The 25,682-nt window shown below is 43.5% G+C and carries 23 protein-coding genes; 8 read left to right on the top strand and 15 right to left on the bottom strand.

Going from position 1 to position 25,682, the window contains the following annotated elements; genetic code table 11:
- The first annotated feature begins 78 nt into the window (after window positions 1-78).
- The 5 genes from sbcB to purT all read left to right on the top strand — a co-directional run bounded on the left by sbcB (window position 79) and on the right by purT (window position 5,262).
- The gene (gene sbcB / locus L3V32_RS03565; RefSeq protein WP_237283817.1) at window positions 79-1,500 is read left to right on the top strand and encodes an exodeoxyribonuclease I; all 1,422 of its coding nucleotides are present in this window, start codon (window positions 79-81) and stop codon (window positions 1,498-1,500) included.
- 55 nt (window positions 1,501-1,555) lie between these two features.
- Window positions 1,556-1,930 carry a CidA/LrgA family protein gene (locus L3V32_RS03560; protein ID WP_005397786.1) on the top strand — a complete coding sequence of 125 codons (375 nt, stop codon included), beginning with the start codon at window positions 1,556-1,558 and terminating at the stop codon, window positions 1,928-1,930.
- 1 nt (window position 1,931) lies between these two features.
- Window positions 1,932-2,609, top strand: a complete 678-nt coding sequence (locus L3V32_RS03555) for an LrgB family protein (RefSeq protein WP_005377888.1) — start codon at window positions 1,932-1,934, stop codon at window positions 2,607-2,609.
- A gap of 443 nt (window positions 2,610-3,052) precedes the next feature.
- Window positions 3,053-3,940, top strand: coding sequence for a cytidine deaminase (gene cdd / locus L3V32_RS03550; RefSeq protein WP_005397788.1), 888 nt, complete (start codon window positions 3,053-3,055; stop codon window positions 3,938-3,940).
- Between the two features lie 146 nt (window positions 3,941-4,086).
- Window positions 4,087-5,262, top strand: a complete 1,176-nt coding sequence (gene purT, locus L3V32_RS03545) for a formate-dependent phosphoribosylglycinamide formyltransferase (protein ID WP_006741653.1) — start codon at window positions 4,087-4,089, stop codon at window positions 5,260-5,262.
- A 71-nt stretch (window positions 5,263-5,333) separates the two neighbouring features.
- Here the strand turns inward: purT and L3V32_RS03540 are convergent, their stop codons facing one another.
- Window positions 5,334-5,984 carry a thiopurine S-methyltransferase gene (locus tag L3V32_RS03540; protein WP_237283816.1) on the bottom strand — a complete coding sequence of 217 codons (651 nt, stop codon included), beginning with the start codon at window positions 5,982-5,984 and terminating at the stop codon, window positions 5,334-5,336.
- A 316-nt stretch (window positions 5,985-6,300) separates the two neighbouring features.
- Here L3V32_RS03540 and L3V32_RS03535 point away from each other — a divergent pair, with 316 nt between their 5' ends.
- The gene (locus tag L3V32_RS03535) at window positions 6,301-7,080 is read left to right on the top strand and encodes a hypothetical protein (protein WP_005395912.1); all 780 of its coding nucleotides are present in this window, start codon (window positions 6,301-6,303) and stop codon (window positions 7,078-7,080) included.
- Window positions 7,081-7,203: 123 nt separating this feature from the next.
- Here L3V32_RS03535 and ihfA read toward each other — a convergent pair whose 3' ends face one another.
- A complete protein-coding gene (gene ihfA / locus L3V32_RS03530; protein ID WP_005377899.1) occupies window positions 7,204-7,500 on the bottom strand; it encodes an integration host factor subunit alpha in 297 nt (98 codons plus the stop codon).
- Window positions 7,501-8,033: 533 nt separating this feature from the next.
- On the opposite strand from ihfA, the gene L3V32_RS03525 reads away from it, so the two are divergent.
- Window positions 8,034-8,915, top strand: coding sequence for an AEC family transporter (locus L3V32_RS03525; protein WP_005395910.1), 882 nt, complete (start codon window positions 8,034-8,036; stop codon window positions 8,913-8,915).
- Between the two features lie 217 nt (window positions 8,916-9,132).
- On the opposite strand, the gene pheT is transcribed toward L3V32_RS03525, so the two are convergent.
- From pheT to thrS, 12 genes are all read right to left on the bottom strand, one after another.
- Entirely contained in the window at window positions 9,133-11,538 is a 2,406-nt protein-coding gene (gene pheT, locus L3V32_RS03520; protein ID WP_237283815.1) for a phenylalanine--tRNA ligase subunit beta, read from the bottom strand.
- Between the two features lie 18 nt (window positions 11,539-11,556).
- Window positions 11,557-12,540, bottom strand: a complete 984-nt coding sequence (pheS, locus tag L3V32_RS03515) for a phenylalanine--tRNA ligase subunit alpha (protein ID WP_005385470.1) — start codon at window positions 12,538-12,540, stop codon at window positions 11,557-11,559.
- A 192-nt stretch (window positions 12,541-12,732) separates the two neighbouring features.
- Window positions 12,733-13,908: a hypothetical protein gene (locus tag L3V32_RS03510; RefSeq protein WP_167426676.1), complete on the bottom strand. Its 1,176-nt coding sequence runs from the start codon at window positions 13,906-13,908 to the stop codon at window positions 12,733-12,735.
- A 10-nt stretch (window positions 13,909-13,918) separates the two neighbouring features.
- A complete protein-coding gene (locus tag L3V32_RS03505; protein ID WP_005395903.1) occupies window positions 13,919-14,710 on the bottom strand; it encodes an outer membrane lipoprotein-sorting protein in 792 nt (263 codons plus the stop codon).
- An 18-nt stretch (window positions 14,711-14,728) separates the two neighbouring features.
- Entirely contained in the window at window positions 14,729-17,107 is a 2,379-nt protein-coding gene (locus L3V32_RS03500) for an RND family transporter (RefSeq protein WP_237283814.1), read from the bottom strand.
- Window positions 17,108-17,353: 246 nt separating this feature from the next.
- Window positions 17,354-18,142, bottom strand: a complete 789-nt coding sequence (locus L3V32_RS03495; protein ID WP_005395898.1) for a TetR/AcrR family transcriptional regulator — start codon at window positions 18,140-18,142, stop codon at window positions 17,354-17,356.
- 488 nt (window positions 18,143-18,630) lie between these two features.
- Entirely contained in the window at window positions 18,631-19,440 is an 810-nt protein-coding gene (locus L3V32_RS03490; RefSeq protein ID WP_046874836.1) for a helix-turn-helix domain-containing protein, read from the bottom strand.
- 354 nt (window positions 19,441-19,794) lie between these two features.
- Window positions 19,795-20,112 carry a heavy metal-binding domain-containing protein gene (locus L3V32_RS03485; protein WP_237283813.1) on the bottom strand — a complete coding sequence of 106 codons (318 nt, stop codon included), beginning with the start codon at window positions 20,110-20,112 and terminating at the stop codon, window positions 19,795-19,797.
- A 189-nt stretch (window positions 20,113-20,301) separates the two neighbouring features.
- Window positions 20,302-20,655, bottom strand: coding sequence for a 50S ribosomal protein L20 (gene rplT / locus L3V32_RS03480; RefSeq protein WP_004727974.1), 354 nt, complete (start codon window positions 20,653-20,655; stop codon window positions 20,302-20,304).
- A gap of 40 nt (window positions 20,656-20,695) precedes the next feature.
- On the bottom strand, window positions 20,696-20,890 hold the full coding sequence (gene rpmI, locus L3V32_RS03475; RefSeq protein WP_005377932.1) for a 50S ribosomal protein L35: 195 nt from the start codon (window positions 20,888-20,890) through the stop codon (window positions 20,696-20,698).
- A gap of 121 nt (window positions 20,891-21,011) precedes the next feature.
- A complete protein-coding gene (gene infC, locus L3V32_RS03470; protein WP_074191168.1) occupies window positions 21,012-21,563 on the bottom strand; it encodes a translation initiation factor IF-3 in 552 nt (183 codons plus the stop codon).
- A 3-nt stretch (window positions 21,564-21,566) separates the two neighbouring features.
- Window positions 21,567-23,495 (bottom strand): threonine--tRNA ligase, encoded by a 1,929-nt coding sequence (thrS, locus tag L3V32_RS03465; RefSeq protein WP_005395892.1) that lies wholly within the window; start codon window positions 23,493-23,495, stop codon window positions 21,567-21,569.
- 410 nt (window positions 23,496-23,905) lie between these two features.
- Here thrS and L3V32_RS03460 point away from each other — a divergent pair, with 410 nt between their 5' ends.
- Entirely contained in the window at window positions 23,906-24,883 is a 978-nt protein-coding gene (locus L3V32_RS03460; RefSeq protein ID WP_237283812.1) for a DUF3187 family protein, read from the top strand.
- A gap of 6 nt (window positions 24,884-24,889) precedes the next feature.
- Here L3V32_RS03460 and L3V32_RS03455 read toward each other — a convergent pair whose 3' ends face one another.
- Window positions 24,890-25,633 carry a sporulation protein gene (locus tag L3V32_RS03455; protein WP_237283811.1) on the bottom strand — a complete coding sequence of 248 codons (744 nt, stop codon included), beginning with the start codon at window positions 25,631-25,633 and terminating at the stop codon, window positions 24,890-24,892.
- Window positions 25,634-25,682 lie beyond the last annotated feature (49 nt).

Genomic DNA, 25,682 nt, shown 5'->3' with positions numbered 1-25,682 from the left:
TTCAACTTGCATCTTTCGTTGCTAGTCAAGGCGTTGAATGGTCTAATACTGTCATCGGTTTTGTAAACGGTAAGCAGAATGCACCAAGATAATCAGCCCACTTTTTTCTTCTTTGATTATGAGACATGGGGAACAAACCCCGCGAAAGATCGCCCAAGCCAGTTCGCTGGTGTCCGCACAGATGAAAACTTCAATATCATCGGCGAACCTTTAGTCATGTACTGCCAGCCACCTGCTGATTATCTTCCGTCTCCTGAAGCTGCGCTTATTACTGGTATTACTCCGCAAAAAACGGTTCAAGAAGGCCTTTCTGAGCCTGAGTTTATCGCTAAGATTCACGCTGAACTCGCGAAACCAAATACAACCAGTTTAGGCTACAACAGCATTCGCTTTGATGACGAAGTGACCCGTTATACTTGTTATCGTAACTTTATCGACCCATACGCATGGAGTTGGCAAAACGGTAACTCGCGCTGGGATTTACTCGATGTGCTACGCGCATGCCACGCCCTTCGCCCAGAAGGCGTAGAATGGCCAGAAAACGAAGATGGCTTCACTAGTTTTAAATTAGAGCACTTGTCTGTTGCTAACGGCATAGAACATAGTAACGCGCACGATGCGATGGCAGACGTGATTGCGACTATCGAAATGGCGAAAAAAGTCAAAGCAGCGCAACCAAAATTGTTTGACTACTTCTTTTCTATGCGCCAAAAGCGCAAGCTCAATGAATTAGTCGACATCGTCAACATGACGCCGTTGATGCACGTTTCAGGCATGCTAGGGCGCGAATGCCAGTACACTAGCTGGATTGTGCCTATTGCTTGGCATCCAACCAATAACAACGCTGTTATCACTATCGATTTAGCGAAAGACCCTCAACCTATTCTTGAGCTATCCGCAGAAGAGCTACACGAAAGACTCTACACTAAGCGAGAAGATCTTGGTGAATTGCTACCAGTGCCAGTTAAACTAGTTCATTTGAACAAATGCCCTATTCTCGCCCCTGCAAAAACGTTAACGGCTGAAAATGCAGAGTCTATTGGCATTGATCGCCAGCAATGTCTCGCTAATCTCGCTTTGTTGCGCCAACATCCTGAAATTAGAGAAAAGCTGATTAGCCTCTTTTCAGTCGAGCGTAAATTCGATAAAAGTGATGACGTCGATACACAACTTTACGACGGATTCTTCTCTCCGGCCGATCGCGCAGCCATGGATATCATTCGAGAAACCGACCCGAACAATCTTGCCGCATTGGACATTGAATTTGATGACAAGCGCATTAAACCTCTATTGTTCCGCTATCGTGCGCGTAACTTCCCAGGCACATTAGACGAACAAGAACAGAGACGCTGGGCATTACACTGTCGAGAAGTGTTTGAAAGCCAAATTGAAGAGTACATGCTGAATTTAGAAAACTTAGTTCACGAACATGAAAGTGACGAAAAGAAGATTGCGATATTAAAATCCGTGTACCGTTATGTAGAGAGCTTAGCTTCTTAACTCCTCCTAATACAAGCGCACCTTATGGTGTGCTTGTTGTTTATATACTGTCAAAATGATTAAAGAACGATTCTTACAACTGATCCAACTGCTCATTTCAATCTTCCTCATCATGGGGGCACTTGGCATCGGAATTACCATTCAAAAGTTCACTGGCGTTTCCGTCCCAGGAAGTGTCATCGGTATGCTCGTACTGTTTTTCTCCATGACTCTTGGGCTTGTAAAGGTCGATTGGGTCAAACCGGGCGCCACGCTATTTATCCGCTACATGATTTTGTTGTTCGTTCCTATTAGCGTGGGATTAATGCAACATTTCGATATGCTACTCGCTAATGCCCTCCCTATCATTGCTAGCGCAGTTGGAGGCTCACTCATTGTACTGGTCAGCCTCGCTTGGCTGCTGGACTACTTGCTAAAGGAGAAGCACTGATATGTGGTTAGTTGTTACCATTGCGGTTTTTCTTGTCGCGCGCCAAATCGCAATCAAAGTGAATAATCCTCTAGCAAATCCTTTGCTAATCAGTATTGCAGTGCTCATTCCTTTGCTTACTTACTTAAATGTACCGTTTGAAACGTATTATGCGGATAACGAAGGGATCAGTTTTTTACTTCAACCAGCCGTAGTTGCTCTGGCTTACCCGTTATATGAACAACTACCACAGATTAAAGCAAACTGGCGAATCATCACTTTTGCTTGCACAGTAGGCAGTGTGATGTCGATGATGACAACCACCTTGATCGCAGTCGCTTTCAAAGCGGATATCAGTTTAATCGCAAGTCTAGTGGGTAAATCCGTCACTACGCCAATAGCAATGGAAATTTCGAGTCACCTCGGTGGTGAAGCTGCCGTTGCGGCGATCTTGGTTCTGATTGTTGGTTTATTGGGCGCGATTTTGGCATACCCAATTTACAACTTAATTGGAATTAAACACCCGATTGCACGTGGCCTAACAATGGGTACCGTGTCTCATGCCTTAGGCACCGCGACATGTGCAGAGAAACAGCCCATTGATGCCGCGTTCTCATCACTCGCATTGGTTTTATGCGGCATCATCACTTCTATTTTGGCTCCAAGCTTTTTTGCTTTGGCTGTCTGGCTATATCAATAGTTAAGCGCTCTCGGTCTGCCCTCCTTCCGGCAGGCCGTGGCCTTCCCGTTTCTTCCTTATCCCTTCCAAAATTCTGTATTACCTCATCTAACAACCCGTTCTAGTAAGATCGTTAAGGTACTCTGACGAGATACACACTAATAACTTCAACATTCAGTGCAATATTACTGACTCAACGTTGCTTAGATATCTAGGAATAACGTTGTGTGGACATGTAGGCATCGTAATTAACATATCCCAGCGTCTTGGTCATATGAATATATACTGATATGGTTAATTGTGAGACGGAGATAACGCTTCACGTCAGTGCAATCGAATACATGTGTGAGCTCACTCTAATTATGCAACAGAATTATCAATTGCATTATTTATCGTGATCTAACGCACGGAACATTTCTATCCTTCACATAGAATAACTGTCCATGCAATAACAAGGATTCAACATGAAAAGTCGCATTGAACAGGCGCTAGCAGGCGCTCCAGAAGCACTTTCCAAACAACTTGCTCCTATCATCCAAGCTGATGATTTTGATGCTACGCTTTCAGTTCAACAGTTTGAGCAGTTGCTTTCAGCTACCGGTCTATCAGATAAAGAGCTTCGTGTTGCTCTACTTCCTTTTGCCGCAGCATATTCCTATGCTCCTCTTTCTGAATTTTATGTCGGTGCTATCGTTCGTGGTCTCTCAGGTCGCCTTTACTTCGGTGCCAACATGGAATTCTTTGGTGTTCAGTTAGGTCAAACAGTTCACGCTGAGCAGTCTGCAATTAGCCACGCTTGGATGAAAGGTGAACGTGGTATTAAAGATATCACTATTAACTTCAGCCCATGTGGTCACTGCCGTCAGTTCATGAACGAGTTATCTACCGCAAACGAGCTTAAAATTCAGCTCCCAGAACGCGAAGAAAAGTCGCTGCATGAATACCTACCTGAAGCCTTTGGACCAAACGATCTCGGTATCGAATCCGGCTTAATGGCAGAAGTAAAGCATCAGTTCTCATGCGATGATGAAGACACTCTAATTCAAAGCGCTGTTGAAGCGATGAACATGAGCCACTCACCATATACCAACAACTTGAGTGGCTTAGCATTAGAAATGGCTAGCGGCCGTGTATTCCAAGGTGCTTATGCGGAAAATGCGGCGTTTAACCCTAGCTTGCCGCCATTACAAGTTGCGCTGATCCAAGTACTACTTGCGGGTGAAACTTTTGACAATATCAAAGCCGCTGCTCTGGTAGAAAACTCAGAAGGCAAGATCAGTCATTTGGCTGATACGCAATCAACGTTAGAAGCGTTGAATCCAGATATTCCACTTAGTTTTGTCAACGTATAAGCGACAATTTCAGTATAAAAAGCTCTACGGCATGTAGAGCTTTTTTTATTGCCTAAAAACCAAAAGCAAACGTTTGCTTTGTCATGAAACTTCAGTATGATCTCCTGCAATTTCTGTCTCACCACTCTATTTTGTAAGGGAACACTATGTTTGGCACTGCAACCAGCGCAAATGCTACCCGTGTATTACTTTTAGGCTCTGGCGAACTCGGTAAAGAAGTCGCAATTGAATGTCAGAGACTTGGTTTAGAAGTGATTGCTTGTGATCGCTATGCTAATGCTCCAGCGATGCAAGTTGCTCACCGTAGTTACGTCATCGATATGTTAGATGGAAGCGCCTTAGAAGAAGTTATTACGAAGGAACAACCTACTTACGTCGTACCTGAAATCGAAGCTATCGCAACCGACAAACTGGTAGAGCTTGAAGAAAAAGGGCTGAATGTTGTTCCAACCGCTAAGGCAACCAAGCTAACAATGAATCGTGAAGGTATCCGACGTTTGGCTGCAGAAGAACTAGAACTGACGACATCACCTTATCGTTTTGCAGATACTTTTGAAGACTTCAAAGCCGCGGTTGAGCATGTAGGCATCCCGTGCGTAGTAAAGCCAGTTATGAGCTCTTCAGGTAAAGGGCAAAGTGTCATCAAGACCGAAGACGACGTTGCAAAGGCATGGGATTACGCACAGGAAGGCGGACGTACGGGGGCAGGTCGCGTGATCGTGGAGGGTTTTATCGACTTCGATTACGAAATCACTTTATTGACTGTAAGAGCCGTTGACGGTGTGCATTTCTGTGCTCCAATTGGCCATCGTCAGGAAGATGGCGACTACCGCGAATCATGGCAACCGCAAGCTATGTCAGAAAACGCAGTAAAAGCAGCTGAATACACGGCTGAGAAAGTAGTCAACGCACTCGGTGGCTACGGCATCTTTGGTGTAGAGTTATTTGTTAAAGGCGATAAGGTCATTTTCAATGAGGTCTCTCCTCGCCCACACGATACAGGCATGGTCACTATGATTTCTCAGGAAATGTCAGAGTTTGCTCTCCACGTACGTGCATTTACCGGAATGCCGATTAATAATATCGTACAATATGGTCCATCTGCGTCGGCCGTTATTCTTGGTCAAGGGACTTCCACAAACATTCGCTTTGACAACCTAACCAAAGCCTTAGCTCAACCTCAAACGCAAGTTCGTCTATTCGGCAAGCCAGAAATCGATGGTCGCCGTCGTTTAGGTGTTGTCCTTACGCGACGAAAAACCACCGAAGAAGCCGTTCAAGATGCTGTTGAAAGTGCTTCAAAAGTTAATATCACTTATTAAATACGAACCACTTATACAAAAATAGCGCAGCTCAAATTGCTGCGCTATTTCGTTTTACAAACCAAAAAAACCTATTCACTCTCGATTAGGTACACTTCTTCAGAGAAGCGACTTAAGCCTTTTTTCGCAATTTTAGGATGGTTTTCATCAGCTTCATCTACGTTCAAACAGGTAACTTTGTAACCTGAAAATAACTGCTCAATCTCTTCGACTGGCACGCTAAATGGAGGCCCTGCCATCTCTTCTTGAGGATAGTTGAGTGTAACAAGCAAAATACGACCGCCTGGATTCAAAAGTTGCTTGAGACGCTCTACATACTCCTCTCGCATATCTTGCGGTAAAGCAACCAACGCGGCGCGATCATAAATGATATCGGCTTGAGATACTGGTACAGTGAAAAAGTCCCCAGTATAAATAGAGAGCTCATCAAATTGATAAAGCTCGTGCATACCATTAACAGGCGTCACGGTTGGCGTATAAAAATGTTCAGCAAAAAAGGCACGAACAGCGATATGGCTCAGCTCAACACCTTCAACTGAATCATGCTTCATCGCCAACCAAATCAAGTCTTCTGACTTTCCACACAAAGGCACTAACACTTTGTCTTCACGCTTTGGGTTTGTGTGTTGCCAATATGCAGGTAATAGCGGGTTTACATCTTCCAAGTGAAATCCGATTTGATTACTGGCCCATTTATTATGCCAAAACTCTTGGTCTCTCATTTTACTTTCTACTTGTCGGCTGATTTTCATTTTGAGAAGTAAGACTAACGATTTTTTTCAATTTGTCTATGCCGTTCATCTTTGGTTAATACAGCGGTGATAGGATGTAAACGTTCTTATAGGAACCACGCCTTTATCTGATAAACAGAATAAAGAAAAGAGAAATGGTGATCTAACGCACGATTCCACTTCAAGACAAAACTGAAACCTTGGAATCTTTCGTAATGACCCCATTAATAAGTTAGTACCTGATTTGCCGAACTTAGCGACCTTTATGTTCCCTATTTTCTAAGTACAAGCAAGTTAAGGAGAGTGAATGAGCTTATTTCTTCGTACTACAGCATTGATGCTTTTGGTACTTAGCCGTGCACCGGCATTTGCCGCACTTCCAATTACCCCAGCGCCGAGTGGCGATCAAAATCGTTCAACAAGTCAAAACGAAGTTTGTTCGAAACTCTTTAAACATAGCCTTAGCGGCTTGTATGGTATTCAGTCAATCGACGCAACTCCAATTCAGCCATACACTGACTTCGACATTCTTTACAGCAAAGCTCACCAAGCACAATTTGAGCTTGAAACTATCTGTAAAAGTACCGCACTTCTTAATGATGCTCAGCCATACTTCGCAGGCGTAAAGTCCAAACAACGAGCAGAAGAAAAAATAGCTTTGGAGTTAGATGGAAAAGTCGAACGCATTACTGACCTAGCCCGTGCCACGATTGTTGCTGAAGACGTCGCGAGCTTAGTCTCCATTTATGAAACCTTAGAGCGTGAAACAACAATTGTTAAAGTAAAAAATCGCTTCAAAAAACCTGGTCCTTCAGGCTATAGAGACTTGAACTTACTCGTTCGTTTACCAAAGACAAATCTAGTTGCCGAAGTTCAACTGCACTTAAAAGCCATCGCAGATGTGAAAAGCGGTCCTGAACACGACCTATACGAAAAAATCCAGAAACTAGAACGCCAAGCGATGATGGAGAAACGCGAACTAAGCGAACTAGAACTCGCTTCTATTCGCAACATGCGTGCACAGTCTAAAAACTTGTACCAACAAGCATGGCAACCATACTTAACAACGCACCTAGAAGCAGCGTAATCCATATCATTAAGATATACTCAAAAACAGAAAAACCACCGCATTGCGGTGGTTTTCGTTTATATGCGACACAAGTTTTACGCAAAAAAAAGACCACGCCTTAGCGTGATCCATTTATTCGGCTTACTGTACTTTCTTCAGGTTTTCTACACGAGCTTTTAACTTCTGACCCGGGCGAAAAGTCACTACACGTCGAGCAGTAATTGGAATATCTTCACCAGTTTTCGGGTTACGACCAGGTCGTTCATTCTTGTCACGAAGATCAAAGTTACCAAAACCTGACAGTTTTACCTGTTCGCCACTTTCCAGTGCCTTACGAATCTCTTCAAAGAACACTTCCACCGTTTCCTTGGCGTCCCGCTTACTAAATCCTAATTTATCAAACAGGTTTTCTGCCAGTTCGGCTTTTGTGAGCGCCATAAAACTTTCCTCAAAGCTATGTTAAACAATGCTACGTTAGTGTAGCGCCAGAGCAGTTTTACCCTACCAATTCAACAACATATCGGGGTTACATCAGGAAGTGTATGACAAGCTTATGATTTTCGCCAACTTTTTTCTTGGCGAACAAAAGGAATAGCACTATGTAAATTATTGTTAAACGCCAACATTTTGATATTTTTGTTTTTGTTTTCTCTTTAATAGGAAAAAAATCCAGCTGATAAAACTAAAAGTAGTTAAAATATCAACATTAATCACTATTTAATAAAAATATCAGAGATTGGTTATTTAACAGACACTTGACATAGAACTTGTCGTAAATTCAGTGATTTGTATGTAACTCGATACGTAACAATTGAACTAAATGGTATGACCACCTGGCTTTGTAACTGTGCTTAGAAAGCTTGATTAAACCCACGCTTCTCACTGTTCAGCGATGACGCAATATATAAAGGTTGATAATGTGTTTCTTCGTGTATCTCCACATTAGCTCCTTACACTTCATCTAGGCGACCATGATTAATCAAATCATAAATATTCTTTTCCCTGTTTTTGCTCTTGTCGGCGTCGGCTATTTGGTAGGTCGTTACATCAAGCCTGACTTTCGTCCAATCAACCGCATTAACATTGAGGTTTTCACACCTGCGCTGGTGTTTTCTTCGCTCGTTAGCATGCCGTTAGACTCGAATCAGGGACCACTCCTTTTTGCAGCAATTGTCGCGGTTTTGGTTCCCGCACTACTCATGATCCCTGTATGTCGATTGACGTCACTGTCGTTTAAAACCTGGGCACCACCACATATGTTTCGCAATAGCGGAAACCTTGCTATTCCTTTGTTTACCTATACGTTTGGAGAAACTGCGCTATCCTCAGCAGTACTGCTATTTGTCGTGTCAGCATGCTTGCACATTAGTTTAGGTGTAATGCTACTTAGTCATGGCAACCCTTTTAAGCAAATAGTCAAGATGCCAATCTTTTTAGCTGCGTCGTTGGCTCTGTTTCTCAACGTGTCAAATGTGGGGGCATGGGCACCTTTATACGAAGCGACTGCTCTACTGGGCCAAGCGGCGGTACCCGTGATGCTTTTATCCCTGGGGGCGCAAATGTGTCATTTAAGAGTGGACGGTTTAAAGGTTGGTGTATTGTGTACCGTGCAGTCGCTGGCAACTGGGGCGGTTGCATTTGCACTTATTTATTGGTTAATTCCCCTTCCAACGATGCAATTGCAAATGATGGTACTCTTCACAATGCTGCCACCAGCCGTCATGAATTACCTATTTGCGGAAAGGCTGAATATAGAGCCCATGAAAGTGGCGTCAATGGTACTATTTGGCAACTTTTTCAGTATTCTTACGCTCCCACTTCTGCTTAGCTATACCCTCTCACTCGCCGCCTAGCTGCCAATAAACTTGCGTTAGCGTCTGTTGGCGGAAAAACGATATATGCCAAATCTCGATTAAGCGTTACCTCAAGTTTGGTCCAGATTTTTGAGGTTGTGGGAGTTGACGTAAACGGCCTAGTACGTGAATCACAATAAGATAATGCTCAACATAAAAAAACCCTGCCGATTTGACAGGGTTTTTAGTTTCTTAAGAGAGATAGTTCGTCTAACGATTAGTCACGTAGAGCAGCACCAAACTTCTCAGAAACGTGAGCAACGATAGCGTCAACCGCACCTGCGATATCTGCATCTTCAAGCGTGCGCTCAACTGATTGTAGAGTCAAAGCGATTGCTAGGCTCTTCTTACCGTCTTCAACGCCTTTACCTACGTACACGTCGAACAGTTTCGCATCTTTAAGGAACTCGCCACCTTGCTCTAAACAAGCATTAACGATGTCACCAGATGCTACCGCTTCGTCCACAACTACTGCGATGTCACGACGGTTTGATGGGAATTTAGAAAGCTGAACCGCTTCTGGGATCACTTTACTGTTGATTGCAGACCATTCGATTTCGAATACGATAGTACGACCGTTTAGACCAAACTTACGCTCAAGCTCAGGGTGAACGGTACCGATCACGCCTACTTCTTTGCCGTCTACGATGATTGCCGCAGATTGACCTGGGTGAAGTGCTGGGTTAGCTTTTTTGCTTTCAGGTGACAGTGCTGCGAAAGAGTACGCTTTTTCGTTCGCAGATAGCTCTAGAATCGCTTCTAGATCGCCCTTAAGGTCGAAGAAATCAACAGTGTTAGTTTCGATATCCCAGTGCTCTTCACCGCGAGTACCAGCAATAACACCTGCAAGCATAGGCTCTTGGCGCATGCCGTTTTCTGCAGATTCACATGGGATGAAACGTAGGCCGTATTCGAATAGACGAACACGTGGCTGTTGACGCTTCTGGTTGTGAACAACCGTGTTCAGCAGACCTTGGATAAGACCAAGACGCATTGCTGACATGTCTGCAGAAATTGGGTTTGGAAGCACTAGAGGCTCAACACCAGGTACCACTAGCTTTTGTTGCTCAGGCTCAACGAAGCTGTATGTGATTGCTTCGTGGTAACCACGGTCAACAAGAAGATCACGAACGCGTTTCAGTGGAAGATCCGCTTCAACGTGGTTGTGCATCTTAAGTGCTGCAGCTGGGTGTTGGTTAGGAATGTTGTCGTAACCGTAGATACGGCCAACTTCTTCAATCAGGTCTTGCTCGATAGCGATATCGAAACGCCATGTTGGCGCTACTGCCATCCAACCTTCTTCTGAAGCTTCAACAGTCAAACCTAGGCGCTCTAGGATTTCTACTACGTCAGCATCAGCAATGTGGTGACCTAGTAGGTTGTCTAGCTTCGTACGACGTAGAGCAACTTTGTTTGGCTTAGGTAGATCTGCTTCAGACTCTACTGCAACAACAGGTGCTACTTCACCGCCACAAATTTCAACAAGAAGCTGAGTTGCACGCTCCATTGCGCTCACTTGCAGTGCGTAATCCACACCACGCTCGAAACGCATTGAAGAATCAGTGTGCAGACCGTAGCTACGAGCGCGACCACGGATGTGGTCAGGTGCAAAGAATGCACACTCTAGTAGAACGTCTTTAGTCTCAGTTGTTACACCAGACTCTTCACCACCAAAGATACCTGCGATTGCAAGTGCTTTGTTGTGGTCAGCAACAACTAATGTATCTGCGTTTAGTTCTGCTTCGCTGCCGTCAAGAAGTGTTAGCTTCTCACCTTGCTCAGCCATACGAACTACGATGCCACCTTCGATCTTCGCTAGATCGAATGCGTGCATTGGTTGACCTTGCTCTAGAAGAACATAGTTAGTGATGTCTACAACAGGGTCGATAGAGCGAATACCACAACGACGCAGTTTCTCTTGCATCCATAGTGGTGTTTCAGCTTGAACGTTTACGTTCTTAACTACACGACCTAGGTAACGTGGACACGCTGCTGGCGCTTTCACTTCAATAAACACTTTATCATCGATTGAAGGCGCAACTGCTTCTACTGATGGCTCAGTCACGTCAGCACGGTTTAGTACGCCAACTTCACGAGCTAAACCACGAATGCTGAAACAGTCAGCGCGGTTTGCTGTTAGATCTACGTCTACCGTTACGTCATCTAGACCTAGGAATTCACGGAAATCAGTACCGATTACTGCGTCTTCTGCTAGTTCCATGATGCCGTCTGACTCAACATCAATGCCTAGTTCAGTGAACGAACAAAGCATGCCGTGAGATGGCTGGCCACGTAGTTTCGCTTTTTTGATTTTGAAATCGCCTGGAAGAACAGCACCAACTGTTGCTACCGCTACTTTCAGACCTTGGCGACAGTTAGGTGCGCCACAAACGATGTCTAGAAGCTCTTCTTCACCCACGTCAACTTTAGTAACGCGAAGTTTGTCTGCGTCTGGGTGTTGACCACATTCAACAACGTGACCCACTTTAACGCCAGTGAAAGAACCCGCTACAGGAAGAACGTCGTCTACCTCTAGGCCGGCCATTGTAATTTGATGAGTGAGTTCGTCAGTAGTAACCGCTGGGTGTACCCACTCACGAAGCCATGATTCGCTGAATTTCATGTTGATGAACCCTCTGGATTACTTGAACTGTTTTAGGAAACGAAGATCGTTTTCGAAGAACGCACGTAGATCGTTCACGCCGTAACGAAGCATCGTTAGACGCTCAACACCCATACCGAATGCGAAACCAGAGTATTTTTCAGGATCGATGCCTACGCTACGTAGTACGTTCGGGTGAACCATACCGCAGCCTAGTACCTCTAACCATTTACCGTTTTTGCCTTTCACGTCTACTTCAGCTGAAGGTTCAGTGAATGGGAAGTAAGATGGACGGAAACGTACTTCTACTTCTTCTTCGAAGAAGTTACATAGAAAATCGTGCAGGATGCCTTTCAACTGTGCAAAGTTTACGTTCTCATCAACCAGCATACCTTCCACTTGGTGGAACATTGGGGTATGAGTTTGGTCGTAGTCGTTACGGTATACACGGCCCGGTGCGATGAAACGGAATGGTGGTTTACCATTTTCCATCGTACGGATCTGTACGCCTGACGTATGAGTACGAAGCATCAAATCTGGATTGAAGAAGAAAGTATCGTGGTCAGTACGCGCTGGGTGATCAGCGGCAATATTTAGCGCATCAAAGTTGTGGAATGCATCTTCGATCTCTGGGCCAGCTTCGGTGTTAAAACCAAGTTCGCCAAAGAATTTCTCAATACGCTCTACAGTACGAGTTACTGGGTGTAAACCACCGTTCTCAATACGACGACCTGGTAATGTCACGTCAATTGTTTCAGCGGCTAGTTTCGCTTCAAGCTCTGCACGTTGTAGTGCGTCTTTACGAGCTGCGATAGCTTGCTGAACGACGCCTTTCGCTTTGTTGATTTCTTGACCAGCTTCACGGCGTTCTTCTGGTGGTAGTTTGCCTAGGCTTTGAAGTTGAGCAGTTAGCTCACCTTTTTTACCCAGATACTGAACACGCACTTCATCAAGTGCGACTAGCGATTCGGCAGCTTCAATTGCAGTGCTCGCGCTAGCAATGATCTCTTCTAGATGTTGCATCGTTTCCTCATCTACCTGTTGGTAGTGTCCATAAGGGAGTGATTGGTTTTTTGATAGCTGTACATAGTAGCCAAACCGGGCACCAATGCCAAACTGAATTACGAAAAGAAGAGGTTATTGAATAAAAAGAGCACAAAAACGTCAAAAATGTCATCTTTCATTAATCTGCCGTTAAGTTGTGCCCTTTGTGTTTTAGAAATAGTATTGAATAGATAGCTCGATAAAATCGTCATCTCGGGCGAAATAGAGCAAATCGTTTGGCGTTTCATTTTTGAACAACCAAGCATCAATTTGCCACTTAAAGTTATTCGATATTCGGCTCGAGGCTTCTAACTTGGCATTGTAAACATCGGCGTTATCTAAATCCTTTGTGATTCCCGTCAATAATTCCGTTCCGTCCTCGTCGTTGAGCGCCCAACGAATGCCTGCAAACACATCATTTTGACCGATAGTTTGTGCATTATTCCCACGACTGTCATAGAGGTATTCACCAATCACACCCACATCCCAAACCGTGTCAAATGCGCCAACGAAGGTGTACTCAAATCCCGTCACAAGGCCAACATGATTATCAGCACTATCTCGATAAACACTTTCGAGTTTCCATAACCAATCGCCAACGATTCCTTGTACATCGAGACCGACATGACTCATCAGAGCGTAGTAAGGCTTTAATTCCCCGTACTCAAAACGAAAGTAAGGATCCCGGTTTGTTCCATATAAATAGCTCAGGCCTACGTCCCAATCGCCAAGCATTTTCGAATATCGAAAAGCCACATCTACCTGCTTTTCTTCTCTGCTTGATTCATAGATAGCATCATCTGAGACAACAGGTTCGGTTCGCAAGCGCCCGTCAGTACCCGCAAACGTTCGCTCCCTAAAGTAAGGTAATAACATTGCATGGACGGTGCCCCAATCTTTGAATGAGGTAAAATGCAACATCGGCTGACCGAGCTTATCTTCACCATCGACGGCTTCAATGGCGTCTGTCTGGTTTACTACATCAACCAAATGGGCGGATTCCGTCACTCCCCAAAAAACCTTACTAATCCCAACTCGAAGCTCATAATCATCCCAGTACGTCAGATAAAGCGCCTCTCTTATGTCTCCATGACTTCGCTCATCGTCTAGACTATCCAAACGATAGAAAGGTGTGAGGGTAAAGCTCGCATCACCATTTTGCATCTCCCAGTAAAATTCTGGCTGCAAAACCAATGACGTTTGCGCTTTGCTCTGGCCCTGAGAGCCAGTTTCAAAAAACTGACGATGCTCAATATTGACTTGTCCAGCAAGCTCAACGGCGGCAAGAGGCATCGAGTAAAAAGAGGTTGCTGCGCTAAGCAACAACCCAACATTTGATCGGTTCATTTCTCCTCCACTACCTCACTCGCTTTAACACATTCTTATGAAAATCATTGTCTTCGAGCCCAGTGTTAAAGCGCATTTCACTTGTTGTTAGCTCAGTGCTTTTTCCTGTTTGATGATTTGTCATCGCCATGGTGTGCGCTCGCCAATATTGGTTGAGGTACTGCTTGTAATCTGAGAAAGAAAGCGTTTTTAACAACGACCCTTTGCGATCGTAAAACTCAACTTTCAGTGGGCGGTAATGCGCTTTATCTAACCACACCGTTTGCTTGGTATAACCTGAATTTTTGTCGGTCGGGATTTGCTCTATGACGAAAACATCTTGCCCATTTATGGTGTCATCTTTTAAGTAATTGAAACGATATTTTTCGATCTCAAAAGAACTGAGATCCTCATACGCAAATTCACTGCCCATAAAAGGGCCTGATTTGTTACGCGAGGAAATACGTTTCACACGCTTCAGTGCTGGAAGGTAAAGCCACTGGTCATCGGCACCCACTGTATGAGAGTGGTTGAGAAACGCGGTGCCTTTCACATCTCTTGGTTCATCAAATATTGTGAGTCCTTTGTCACCATCGTCCTCAACTTCGAGTGATTGAAGGCGCATTAAACGTGTGCTGCTTTCTCCTTGTGCGTTCCGCAGAATCATTTTCATAGTAGCAACAGAATCCCCCCACCCTTCATCACGGGCTTTGCGCTCTTGAGCAATTTCTAATCCTTTCGCTTCATCCGCTAACACCGCATGACTCATAAAAAGCGAGACAGAAAGTGCAGATACTTTTAAGGCATTTTTTAGTAAATTCATGTTCAATCCTTTGATTCGTTATGACTGAATAACAGCCGTGGTTTGAGAGTCAGTTGATTTAAGCTTGTTTCGGCGGTCCACCTCGTCGTAGACGCCTTTGTCAAACAACATCAGTAGAGTCGGTAGAAAGATGAAATCCACAACAAGAGCAATGAAGATAACAATGGCACTCAACTGCCCCATATCGGCATTTAAGCGGAAGCTCGACATCGCCAAAACGGAGAAACCAGCAACAAGCACGACAGTCGTAACCCAAAGCGCGCGCCCCACGGTGCGAAAAGCGTAACGAACCGCTTGTTCCGCGCTATGGCCATCTTTACGAGCGTGTTGGTATTTAGAGAGAAAATGAACGGCATCATCAACCACAACGCCAAGCGTCAACGTCACAACAACAGACAACCCCAAATTAATTTCACCAGAAACCAGCGCCCAAATACCAAAACCAATAAGCGCAGGGGCGATATTCGGGACCAGGCTGATTAAACCGAGCTTGAACGAGCGTAAGGCAAAGATCAGTAATGCCGAAATTAAGACCAGAGTGATAGGCAAGGTTGACAGCATGCTAGCCATATTCGTTTCGCCAATATGCGCAAACATCAGTGATGGACTAGAAGCAACAACATCATACTGAGGCGCGTTTTCGTTAAACCATTGGTAAATACGATTTTCCAAATCAACAAGCTCGACGCTGCCCAAGTTCTCCACAGTGAGAACCATCTTGATTGACGACTTATCAACATTGATTTGGTTGTTCAAATCTAAGCCATACGGTAGTGACATTTCATAAAGCAGCAGATATTGAGCCGCTAATTCTCTGTCTTGAGGGAGCGAGTAATAAGCCTGATCATCTCCATGCATGTTCTTGTTTAGACGCTTATAAACATCGCTCAAGGTCGCAACATGGTCCGTTTCTGGCTGCAACCTTAGCCAGTCAGTAAATTTACCCACGGTATTGAGAAAATTAGGATCCGCAATACCCTGCGATTCGTTAGTTTTTATCGCGATACTGATGTTCGCCATGCCACTGATTCGCTCTTCCATAAAATCAGCCGCTCGACGAAATTCATTGCTATGACCAAAGTACTCGACGGATTCATCGTTGACTTTGTTCAGCGGAATCAAACTCGCACTCGCGACAATAACAAGCACCGACAACGGCAATAACGCATGTCGCTTTGACACCACGAAATCCCCTAAGTGATCCATAAAGTGCTTTCTTTCATCAGCAGTGTCTGACTTCACCCTAACAGGAAGGATATGAAGTAACGCCGGAAGTAATGTGATGGAAAGGAAGCAAGCAATCATGACGCCAAGGGCTGATAGGTTGCCGAAATCTCTCAGGATTGGAGAATCCGACATATTCATCATTAAAAAGCCGATCGCGGTGGTAATGGAGGTAATCAGGATGGGCATGAAATTGAGCGCAATACTTCGTTCAATAGAATGGGCTTTACTAAAGCCGTTTTGCATAGACTGACGCATCGTCGCTATGATGTGTACACAGTCAGCGACGGCAAGCGTCATCACCAAGGTAGGCACATTAACTGTCGCCGTGCTTAAGAACATACCAGCCCATCCTGATAAGCCCATTGTCACCATAACTGAGCCGATAATAACGATGAGTGTCGCGATGACGCTAAGCAATGAGCGCAACATGAGAGTCAGGAAAACCAATATCACTAGTAGCATGGTCGGCACTAGCGTCGCGCTGTCATCTTGAGCTGCGGTCATAAACGCGTAGTTCATTGCAATAATACCGGCTTTGTGGAAATCAGTATCCGGGTACACTTGCTGATAACGCTCAATCATTCCGTTTATGTAGGCAACCACTTCTTGTACTTCAGCGGTTTTATCGACCTCAGGGAGTTGGACCGTAATATTCACGACCGTGACATCCCCTTTTTCGGAAATCAGTGAACTTTTCAAAACCGGCTCACTCAACGCAATACTTTTGACTTTCTCGATTCGCTGAGGCGTCAATTCATATTCGCTATACAGTAAATCTTCGACAAGAAGATCATCTTCAAACGCTTCGGTATGCTGGTAGTTAGCAAGGGAATCAACACGGGTGGAGTATGGGACTTGCCACGCCTCGTCAGTGATCTGCTGAATAAGAGATAAGGTGTTCGGAGTAAAAACAGTGCCATTTTTTGGCGCTATGACCAAAGCAAGACTGTCAGATTTTGCAAAGGTAGTCTGAATTTCATCAAACGCAAGTAACTGCTCATTTGTTCCATCAAAAAAGATGTCGTAATCCCCTCTAAAGTAAAGATTTTTTCCTCCAATAGTTGCTATAACAATCAATAAAACGGTAGCAAGCACAACCAACACACTGTAATTCGTTGGTAGCTTGACCCAGCCGATTCGGGCTTGTTGTTGAACGTTGTGATGTGGCATCACACTCTCCTTTTGTGACGTTTCGTCAAATTTAAAAACTAAAAAAACAGCGAATGCTGTGATAACCAGATAACTTCAACATATAAAAATCAGATCGAATTTATTTGGTTATATAAGTTAGTTTTTGAGTAACTTCCTATACTTCTCGAGATCGGTAATTTGAGTACCAATTTCTAATTTTTTGACGATTCGTCACAATGGTGTAATAAAAAAGCCAACTAAAATATTAGATGGCCTCTATAACGATTAGCGATTCACAGACTCTAAATAAGCAAGCTCTTCGCTGAACAATTCCTGTTCCACTCGACGCCACGTTTTACGGTAATCCCACTCTGTCGATAAAGGTGACCACCCTAAACCATCAAGTAACATATTCGCGTTATGCAGTACTGAGAATGGATCTTGAATTCGCTGAATACATCGACTGTTCGATGCATTTTGCGCTAGAGCGTTTGAACCGAAGGCAATAGACCAGTTAGCAAATACGATGGCATCAGAACCAATTGCGGGAGAGAACTTAAGGTCCCCACATTCCACCGCATTATTCACCAACGCATCAGCACCATCTATTACTTGTTCTTCTAAGTTGTTCAATTCATTCACACGCTTAGGCGAAGCTTTCTCTAGGACCCAAGGCGTCTTTGCAACAATCGCACAGGTTGATAGTACAGGCTCCATACGAGCGTAAATACGATAACCTACATGCATAGCAATGATTTTTTCTCTGGTATTGCCATTGAACTTAGCGGTACGTTCGAAAAATATTGCTTCGCTTCTCAGCGAGTGAATACAAAGCGCAAGAATTACATCTTCTTTGCTGCAAAAATGATTGTAGATCGTTCCCTTCGAGTAAGGGCTTGCCGCTGTGAGCTTGTCCATCGTTAAGTTGGCAAAGCCTTGCTCTTGAACCAGAGACTTAGCCAATTGAATAAGCTCTATTTCACGATCAGCAATCGCCTGTTGTTTTTTAGTTAGCCCTGAAGACGTACGACATCCGTCTTGCTTGCTATCTTTTTTACAGCGAAAGTTAAACATAATCCTTTGATCCGTATACCAACACACTCCCAATAATTGTAACACGATTCTTGAATACAGGAACGCCACTAAATTTGACGAACCGTCATAAATGACACTTCGTCATAATAGATCAAAAAACAAACATTGCAAGTGTGAATTTATAGCTAACCGAAAAATAAGCTTTAATTATATATAACCAAGTAACATCAAGATGCTTGGTTCAGCGAGAATGATTTGATTGTAAGGAAAGGCTAGAGTGGAGTGCGGGGACATAACCCCAAAATTCAGAACCTTAAAAATTGGACAACGAGTGATATTGAAATGATGTTATTCAAAAAAGCCCAAAACACTTAAAGTTTGGATTCAAAACAGCAACTGATAGATGCTCTATTTACAAAGTGTGCTCTGTCTTGGGCTTTTCTTTTACTGCTTCCTTTCAATATTAGAGCTGCAAAACTCAATAACATAGTGAGAAAGCGATTCTCTTTAAGTAAAAGACTGAATTTCTAAATCGAGAGGCTTGGTTTATCACCTGCAGATGCAATGGCATAACGAATATCGTCAATAAATCGCCCTTCTGTCTCGATAATTCCATCAGAGAATGTGACTGGTTGATGTGGCCCTGCAAGTAGAACAATATTAGTAAAATCAGAGACGTTGAAGTTCTCTGCCACAACATTTTGGGAATGAAAATCGATAACCGTTTTTGCGACTTGATCTTCCAATTGCAAAAGCTGCTCTTCGGTAATTTTCATGCGTGCCAAAGCCACACGAACGCATTTATCGTGGGTTGTTGTCTGTTCTTTTATGATTTCCGTATATTTATCATTGAGCTTGGAGTTTTCTGCATAGCTGTAATATAACGGCCCGTGCAACGTTATATTTTTATCTTCATCAACGTAAACAAGATCCAATAACTCCAAAGCTTTTAGGTAATCAGACATGCTCTGCTCAGACAAATCATACTTTTTCTTTAAAATGGAATATCCATCTTTGCCTCGCAGCATTCTCAATTCACGATAAAAATCGTAAAGATGGGGAAATTGAAAAAAGACTTCATCTTGCGTACGGCTAAAGTAATCCTCGTCTTCGCCTTGTAATTGATTCGCAAGCTTTTGTAGTTCATCTAACGTGCAATCAACAGCTCTACAATATTCAAGCAGTTTATCCAAAGCGAGATTTGTGCTTGTTAAGTGTCTCTTAAAAGTGGACAGCGGCATGCCCATTTTCTCAGATAGCTCTCGATATGTTAGCCCTTTTGTTTTAATCGCTTGGCGTAATGCGGCTAGCAAGTATTCGGGAGTCAGATCTCTCATCTACAATTCCTTTTGGCAATGTTACAGCTGTATAGTATTTGTAACAATTTAGAACCGCTTGGCAAGGTATAAGTTCATATTTTTATAAGAAAAACATGAATTAATATATCGAAATCAAAATTCACACGATAAATGGAAAATTCAATATGAATTCAATTTCATTATGAATATAAAATGATACACAAAACAAAAGTGAAGCAATTACTCTAAATTATTAGGATTAATTTTAATAGTAACGTAAAGTTAAGAATATAAGCCTATTCGCTCTGCGAAAATCTAGAATAATTAACCTAAAAAGAAAAAACGACAAATGAATAAAAATTCACCATCCCTAGCAACGCTTTTCCTCGTATATTAGTCCGCAAGTTTCACCGCAGTACCAAATGCCAAAATTTCCGAAGAACCATCTACGATTGAGCTCGTGGTAAATCGAATCCCTACAATCGCATCTGCACCTTTAGATTCAGCGTCTGCTACCATGCGCTGTATAGCTATATCACGCGCGTCGGTCATCATTTCCGTGTAACCGCGAATTTCGCCGCCAACAATGCTTTTGATACCCGCCATGAAGTCACGGCCAATATGCTTTGATTGAACAACATTACCAGTTACAACCCCTCTGATTTCAGAGATCTGCTTGCCTGGAATGCTTTCGGTCGTTGTGTAGATCATTTTTAATTCCTTATAAACGTAAAAATTTATACCCAAGCTACCTTATAACTAACATAAGATGCTAACCAATAAGTTGAGAAGACTGATAAACAATACTCTAAATAGCCAAGCTAAAAGTCATTTGGGTATATATTTTAGCAATAAAAAAGGAGAGCTAATGCTCTCCTTCTCTTAATCCTAAACTGCTAATTAAAGAGCAGCTTTCGCTTTTTCAACTAGAACTGCAAATGCAGCTTTGTCGAATACTGCGATGTCCGCAAGGATCTTACGGTCGATCTCGATAGATGCTTTCTTAAGACCATTGATGAAACGGCTGTAAGATAGACCATTTTGACGAGATGCCGCATTGATACGTGCAATCCATAGTTGACGGAATTGACGTTTCTTAGCGCGACGGTCACGGTAAGCGTATTGACCAGCTTTAGTAACTGCTTGGAAAGCTACGCGGTAAACACGTGAACGCGCACCGTAGTAACCTTTAGCTTGTTTTAGAACTTTCTTATGACGTGCACGAGCTTGTACACCACGTTTTACGCGAGGCATTATGCTTCTCCTAAACTAAACGATTGATAACTAAAAAGAATTAAGCGTATGGCAACATACGGATTACTGCAGCCACTTCACATTTTGGAAGGATTGCATTCGGACGTAGTTGACGCTTGTTCTTAGTAGTACGCTTAGTCAGGATGTGACGTTTTGTAGCGTGCTTGTACTTAATACCACCAGCAGTTTTCTTAAAACGCTTAGCAGCACCTTTGTTGGTTTTCATCTTAGGCATGATGAATAACTCCGCATTGAGTAGGTTTAATAAACAACGTAATTAGGGCGAACAAAACCCAGCCGTTATGCCTTTATCGAAAGGAAAGCGGCTAGGTTTTAATTACTTGATGAGCCGTTAATTACTTCTTTTTAGGGGCTAGCACCATGATCATCTGGCGACCTTCAATCTTCTTAGGGAAAGATTCAACCACAGCAAGTTCTGCAGTATCTTCCTTAAGACGATTTAGAACGTCAACACCGATGTCTTGGTGTGCCATCTCTCGGCCACGGAAGCGAATTGTTACCTTCACTTTGTTGCCTTCTTCAAGGAAACGCGTCAGGTTGCGTAGTTTTACCTGATAGTCTCCAATATCAGTTCCAGGACGGAATTTTACTTCCTTGATCTGGACCTGCTTTTGCTTCTTCTTCTGCTCTTTAGCAGTTTTGCTCTTCTCGAAGAGGAACTTACCATAGTCCATCACACGACAAACAGGTGGCTCGGCGTTAGGACTGATCTCAACGAGATCCATACCAGCTTCTTCAGCAGCTGCAATGGCTTCTTGAATCGATACAACACCAACTGATTCACCGTCAGCGCCTGTTAGTCGAACTTCACGAATACCACGAATTTCACCGTTGATACGGTGCGGGTTTTGTTTTACCGGCTGTTGGCCACGTCTTCCGCCTTTAATAGCTTATTCCTCCAGATTGAGCTTACGGCTAGAGATCTCGTCTTGGATGTATGCAATAAAATCATCCACTTTAAATTTACCAAGATCTTTACCTTTACGAGTACGTACTGCAATTTCGCCAGCTTCCATTTCTTGGTCACCAACAACAAGCATATACGGTACACGCTTCAAAGTATGTTCGCGGATTTTAAAGCCAATCTTCTCATTTCTCAAGTCCGCTTTAGCTCTAATTCCACTTTTTTGTAGTTTTTGTACTATTTCTTGAACATAACCTGACTGTTTATCAGTAATGTTCATAAGAACTGCTTGTTCTGGCGCCAACCAAGTTGGGAAGAAACCAGCATATTCTTCGATAAGGATACCAATGAAGCGCTCTAGTGAACCTAGAATCGCACGGTGAATCATTACCGGTACAAGACGTTCGTTATTTTCACCTACATAAGTAGCGCCTAGGCGACCTGGTAGGTTGAAGTCTAGCTGGACAGTACCACACTGCCAAGCGCGGTCTAGACAATCGTATAGTGTGAATTCAATCTTAGGACCGTAGAACGCACCCTCACCTTCTTGAATTTCGTATGGGATATCCATCGATTCAAGAGACTGCTTCAATGCTTCTTCAGATTGATCCCAGATTTCATCTGAACCTACACGTTTCTCTGGACGAGTAGACAGTTTCACTACGATGTTGTCGAAACCAAATGTTTGGTACGTATCGTACACCATCTTGATGCAGTTTGTTACTTCTTCTTGGATTTGGCTCTCAGTACAGAAAATGTGAGCATCATCCTGAGTAAAGCCACGTACACGCATAATGCCGTGCAGTGCACCAGATGGTTCGTTACGGTGACATGAGCCGAACTCTGCCATACGTAGCGGTAGGTCGCGGTACGATTTTAGACCTTGGTTGAAGATCTGTACGTGACCTGGACAGTTCATTGGCTTAATTGCGTATTCACGGTTCTCAGAAGAAGTTGTGAACATTGCATCAGCGTATTTATCCCAGTGACCTGAGCGTTCCCAAAGAACACGGTCCATCATTAGCGGACCTTTTACTTCTTGGTAACCGTACTCATCTAGCTTAGCGCGGATGAATACTTCCAGATCACGGAAAATAGACCAACCATTGTGATGCCAGAACACCATACCCGGTGCTTCTTGCTGCATGTGGAATAGGTCTAGTTGCTTACCAATCTTACGGTGGTCACGCTTCGCTGCTTCTTCTAGGCGAGTTAGATGCGCTTTCAGTGCTTTCTTATCGTGGAAAGCCGTACCGTAGATACGTTGAAGCATTTTATTGTCGCTGTTACCACGCCAGTAAGCACCTGCCACATTCAATAGAGTGAAGTGTTGACAGAAGCTCATGTTAGGAACGTGAGGACCACGACACATGTCGATGTATTCTTCATGGTGGTAAAGACCTGGACGATCATCACGAGATACGTTTTCGTCTAGGATTTCCACTTTGTATGGTTCGCCACGTGATTCAAACGTATCACGCGCTTCCTGCCAGCTTACTTTTTTCTTAACAACTTCGTACTTGGTTTTCGCTAGCTCTTTCATACGCTTTTCAATCTTTTCAAGATCTTCTTGCGTTAGAGACTCATCTAGATCGATATCGTAGTAGAAGCCGTTGTCGATGGTTGGACCAATCGCCATTTTAGCTTGTGGGTAAAGCTGCTTAAGAGCGTGACCAAGAAGGTGAGCACAAGAGTGACGAACGATTTCTAAACCGTCTACTTCATCTTTTACTGTGATGATTTCAAGGCTTGCGTCTTCTTCAATTAGGTCACACGCATCAACGCGGTTACCGTTTACACGACCAGCGATCGTTGCTTTTGCAAGACCAGGACCGATCGATTGCGCAACTTCCATAGTAGAAACTGGGTTGTCAAATTGACGCTGACTGCCGTCAGGAAGAGTAATAATAGGCATGCTATGTCCTTTACAGTGGTGTTGCACACCAAGCAACACATGTTATTCAAATTAGAAGCTATTTGTTGAAAATAGTTGAGAGTCAATAAAGGCCTCTCGGTAACACGAATACCGGACCGTTATCGAAAATGGGATTGTACCTAGCTCACATTTAGATTGCAAAGCGCGATTTTGTTTTATCATAAGAACTTAACCTCAACCCTCGTGGCAACAATCTGATGATTCTTCTTAAGGGCTCACATCACTTGTAAACAGAGTTCCCCCCTCCCAATAGAACTTGAATACACAACTGGTATAATAGTTCCTAATACATATTAACTAACACAGGACCCAGCACACCTAGTTCCACCTCAAAGTGCAATTTAGGTATATAGTTGTTTTATTGAGTAGTTTGCATGTAGGTGTTCATCATGATCTATTTCAAATCGCGCTTTATGGGGCTTCTAAGCACTTCAATATGCTGTGTACCAGCCATGGCATCAAATGACCTGTATGGGCCGCTACGTTCTTACGCACAATCTCCGATGCAAGTGGTTAGCCATACCAATATACTGCGCTCAGGGCATAGCCTTCCCTCTGATTTTGTCGAAACCTATGGCTCAGGAACCGTGGCCAGTGTTTGGGCTCATACTGATGAATACGCACTGGATTATTACCACAACCAAATCGAAATTGGCAGCAAGTGGCAAATCAATAGCAGTTGGCAATGGGAACTCAATTATCGGTGGGTTTTTGCCGCTGATAACCATTTAGATGGACTGACTAAAAGCTTCCATAACCTTTTCGGTATCGGACAGAATGGCCGAGACAAAGTAGACAGAGATCGTTTTTACATATCAATGCCGCAATATGATGTGCTAGAAGATGATTTCGAAGGACAAACGCTTGCCAACAACTTATCTACTTATTTGCAATATCAAGTGTTTCAGAATGAACATCACGGCCTATCTATTGGTGGCAGCTTATATTTTAATGATGTTGCTCACGGGACTTTTCAAGGCTGTAATTTCGAGCAAGGCTTCCAAATAAATTACAGTTATTTGAGTGACGCCCATGCATTTTACTCGATGGTTGGCATGACTTTTCGCTCAGATGATCGCGCCTTGCTGGATCTACCCTATCGGCATAATACGATTGCCGTTGCAGCTGGGTACCGTTATGCGTTGGAAGATAACCACCACCTGATGTTTGAATACCATTGGTATCAAGGCTCAACAGAAGGACCCGCAGAGTTTGCTGATGCCTCTAATGAACTGGTATTAGGCTATCGATATCTAATGGAAAACTCCGCGCTTGAGTTTTTAGCCGTAGAGAACGCACGAAACATGGATAACAGTACCGATATCGCTTTCACAATAGGATATCGGTACATATTCTCATCAAGTTGATGAGAACTATAGATTTAGCGTTGGTGCAACCGCGGCAGCGACTTGAGCATCAGTTGCATTGATCGGCAACGTAAACGAGCGATACTGGTCCCCAGCCAAGCTGAGCGAACGGTCAACCTCCGCCAAACAATGCATGACCTGCCCTTCCAGAATAAAAGAAAGCTCAATTTCTTTTGATGAGATAAAGCCGTTATTTCGGAACTCTAGCTCTTGATAAATTCCAGAGCGAGAAGCAAACGAGCCACCGCGCAAAAAGCCTTTTTCAACATCGGCTTTAACCATAGTGAAACCAGCTTGCTCGATCGCTTGAATAACGCGAGATGCTACTGGTAGTGGTTTCACTTCAATATAGTCACGGTCACGCGGGTCAATCGCAAAATCAATATCTAATGTCGTTTCAACCCAAACATGGCATTGATTCTTAAGTGCGCTAACCGCAGTAATTGGCGTTTCATCATGCAGTTTTAGCTCAAACGGAACCTGCTTCTCTTCATTCGGTTGAATCACAAAGGGGTCTACCGCCTTCAGCTGATCAATAGTGAACGTTTGGTAACTTACGCTATCATCCACTTCGACTTTCATCTCTGTGTTCAATTTAATAGTAATAGCATCAATTTGTTGTTCGACGTCTCCGCCTTTGATATGAACATGCCCTTTCAGCGTCGCTCCTTGAAACACGCTCATTTCGTCTAAAATCGTATCTACTTTTGCAGAACCGATCCCCAGTGATGCTTTCAATTTTTTAAACATGTTTTTCCTTTTTAGCGACTTTTCTTCTCATAATCGTTTGTTTACACAA

Source organism: Vibrio sp. J2-4 (assembly GCF_021728155.1).
Taxonomy (GTDB): Bacteria; Pseudomonadota; Gammaproteobacteria; order Enterobacterales; family Vibrionaceae; genus Vibrio; species Vibrio diabolicus.
Note: the sequence above shows the minus strand (reverse complement) of the source record. Positions and strands in the feature narration are given on the sequence as shown.

Bases quoted from the DNA above. Each gene is read 5' to 3' on its own strand.
- sbcB (WP_237283817.1), top strand. From the start codon at position 79: ATGCACCAAGATAATCAGCCCACTTTTTTCTTCTTTGATTATGAGACA.
- L3V32_RS03560 (WP_005397786.1), top strand. From the start codon at position 1,556: ATGATTAAAGAACGATTCTTACAACTGATCCAACTGCTCATTTCAATC.
- L3V32_RS03555 (WP_005377888.1), top strand. From the start codon at position 1,932: ATGTGGTTAGTTGTTACCATTGCGGTTTTTCTTGTCGCGCGCCAAATC.
- cdd (WP_005397788.1), top strand. From the start codon at position 3,053: ATGAAAAGTCGCATTGAACAGGCGCTAGCAGGCGCTCCAGAAGCACTT.
- purT (WP_006741653.1), top strand. From the start codon at position 4,087: ATGTTTGGCACTGCAACCAGCGCAAATGCTACCCGTGTATTACTTTTA.
- L3V32_RS03540 (WP_237283816.1), bottom strand. From the start codon at position 5,984: ATGAGAGACCAAGAGTTTTGGCATAATAAATGGGCCAGTAATCAAATC.
- L3V32_RS03535 (WP_005395912.1), top strand. From the start codon at position 6,301: ATGAGCTTATTTCTTCGTACTACAGCATTGATGCTTTTGGTACTTAGC.
- ihfA (WP_005377899.1), bottom strand. From the start codon at position 7,500: ATGGCGCTCACAAAAGCCGAACTGGCAGAAAACCTGTTTGATAAATTA.
- L3V32_RS03525 (WP_005395910.1), top strand. From the start codon at position 8,034: ATGATTAATCAAATCATAAATATTCTTTTCCCTGTTTTTGCTCTTGTC.
- pheT (WP_237283815.1), bottom strand. From the start codon at position 11,538: ATGAAATTCAGCGAATCATGGCTTCGTGAGTGGGTACACCCAGCGGTT.
- pheS (WP_005385470.1), bottom strand. From the start codon at position 12,540: ATGCAACATCTAGAAGAGATCATTGCTAGCGCGAGCACTGCAATTGAA.
- L3V32_RS03510 (WP_167426676.1), bottom strand. From the start codon at position 13,908: ATGAACCGATCAAATGTTGGGTTGTTGCTTAGCGCAGCAACCTCTTTT.
- L3V32_RS03505 (WP_005395903.1), bottom strand. From the start codon at position 14,710: ATGAATTTACTAAAAAATGCCTTAAAAGTATCTGCACTTTCTGTCTCG.
- L3V32_RS03500 (WP_237283814.1), bottom strand. From the start codon at position 17,107: ATGCCACATCACAACGTTCAACAACAAGCCCGAATCGGCTGGGTCAAG.
- L3V32_RS03495 (WP_005395898.1), bottom strand. From the start codon at position 18,142: ATGTTTAACTTTCGCTGTAAAAAAGATAGCAAGCAAGACGGATGTCGT.
- L3V32_RS03490 (WP_046874836.1), bottom strand. From the start codon at position 19,440: ATGAGAGATCTGACTCCCGAATACTTGCTAGCCGCATTACGCCAAGCG.
- L3V32_RS03485 (WP_237283813.1), bottom strand. From the start codon at position 20,112: ATGATCTACACAACGACCGAAAGCATTCCAGGCAAGCAGATCTCTGAA.
- rplT (WP_004727974.1), bottom strand. From the start codon at position 20,655: ATGCCTCGCGTAAAACGTGGTGTACAAGCTCGTGCACGTCATAAGAAA.
- rpmI (WP_005377932.1), bottom strand. From the start codon at position 20,890: ATGCCTAAGATGAAAACCAACAAAGGTGCTGCTAAGCGTTTTAAGAAA.
- thrS (WP_005395892.1), bottom strand. From the start codon at position 23,495: ATGCCTATTATTACTCTTCCTGACGGCAGTCAGCGTCAATTTGACAAC.
- L3V32_RS03460 (WP_237283812.1), top strand. From the start codon at position 23,906: ATGATCTATTTCAAATCGCGCTTTATGGGGCTTCTAAGCACTTCAATA.
- L3V32_RS03455 (WP_237283811.1), bottom strand. From the start codon at position 25,633: ATGTTTAAAAAATTGAAAGCATCACTGGGGATCGGTTCTGCAAAAGTA.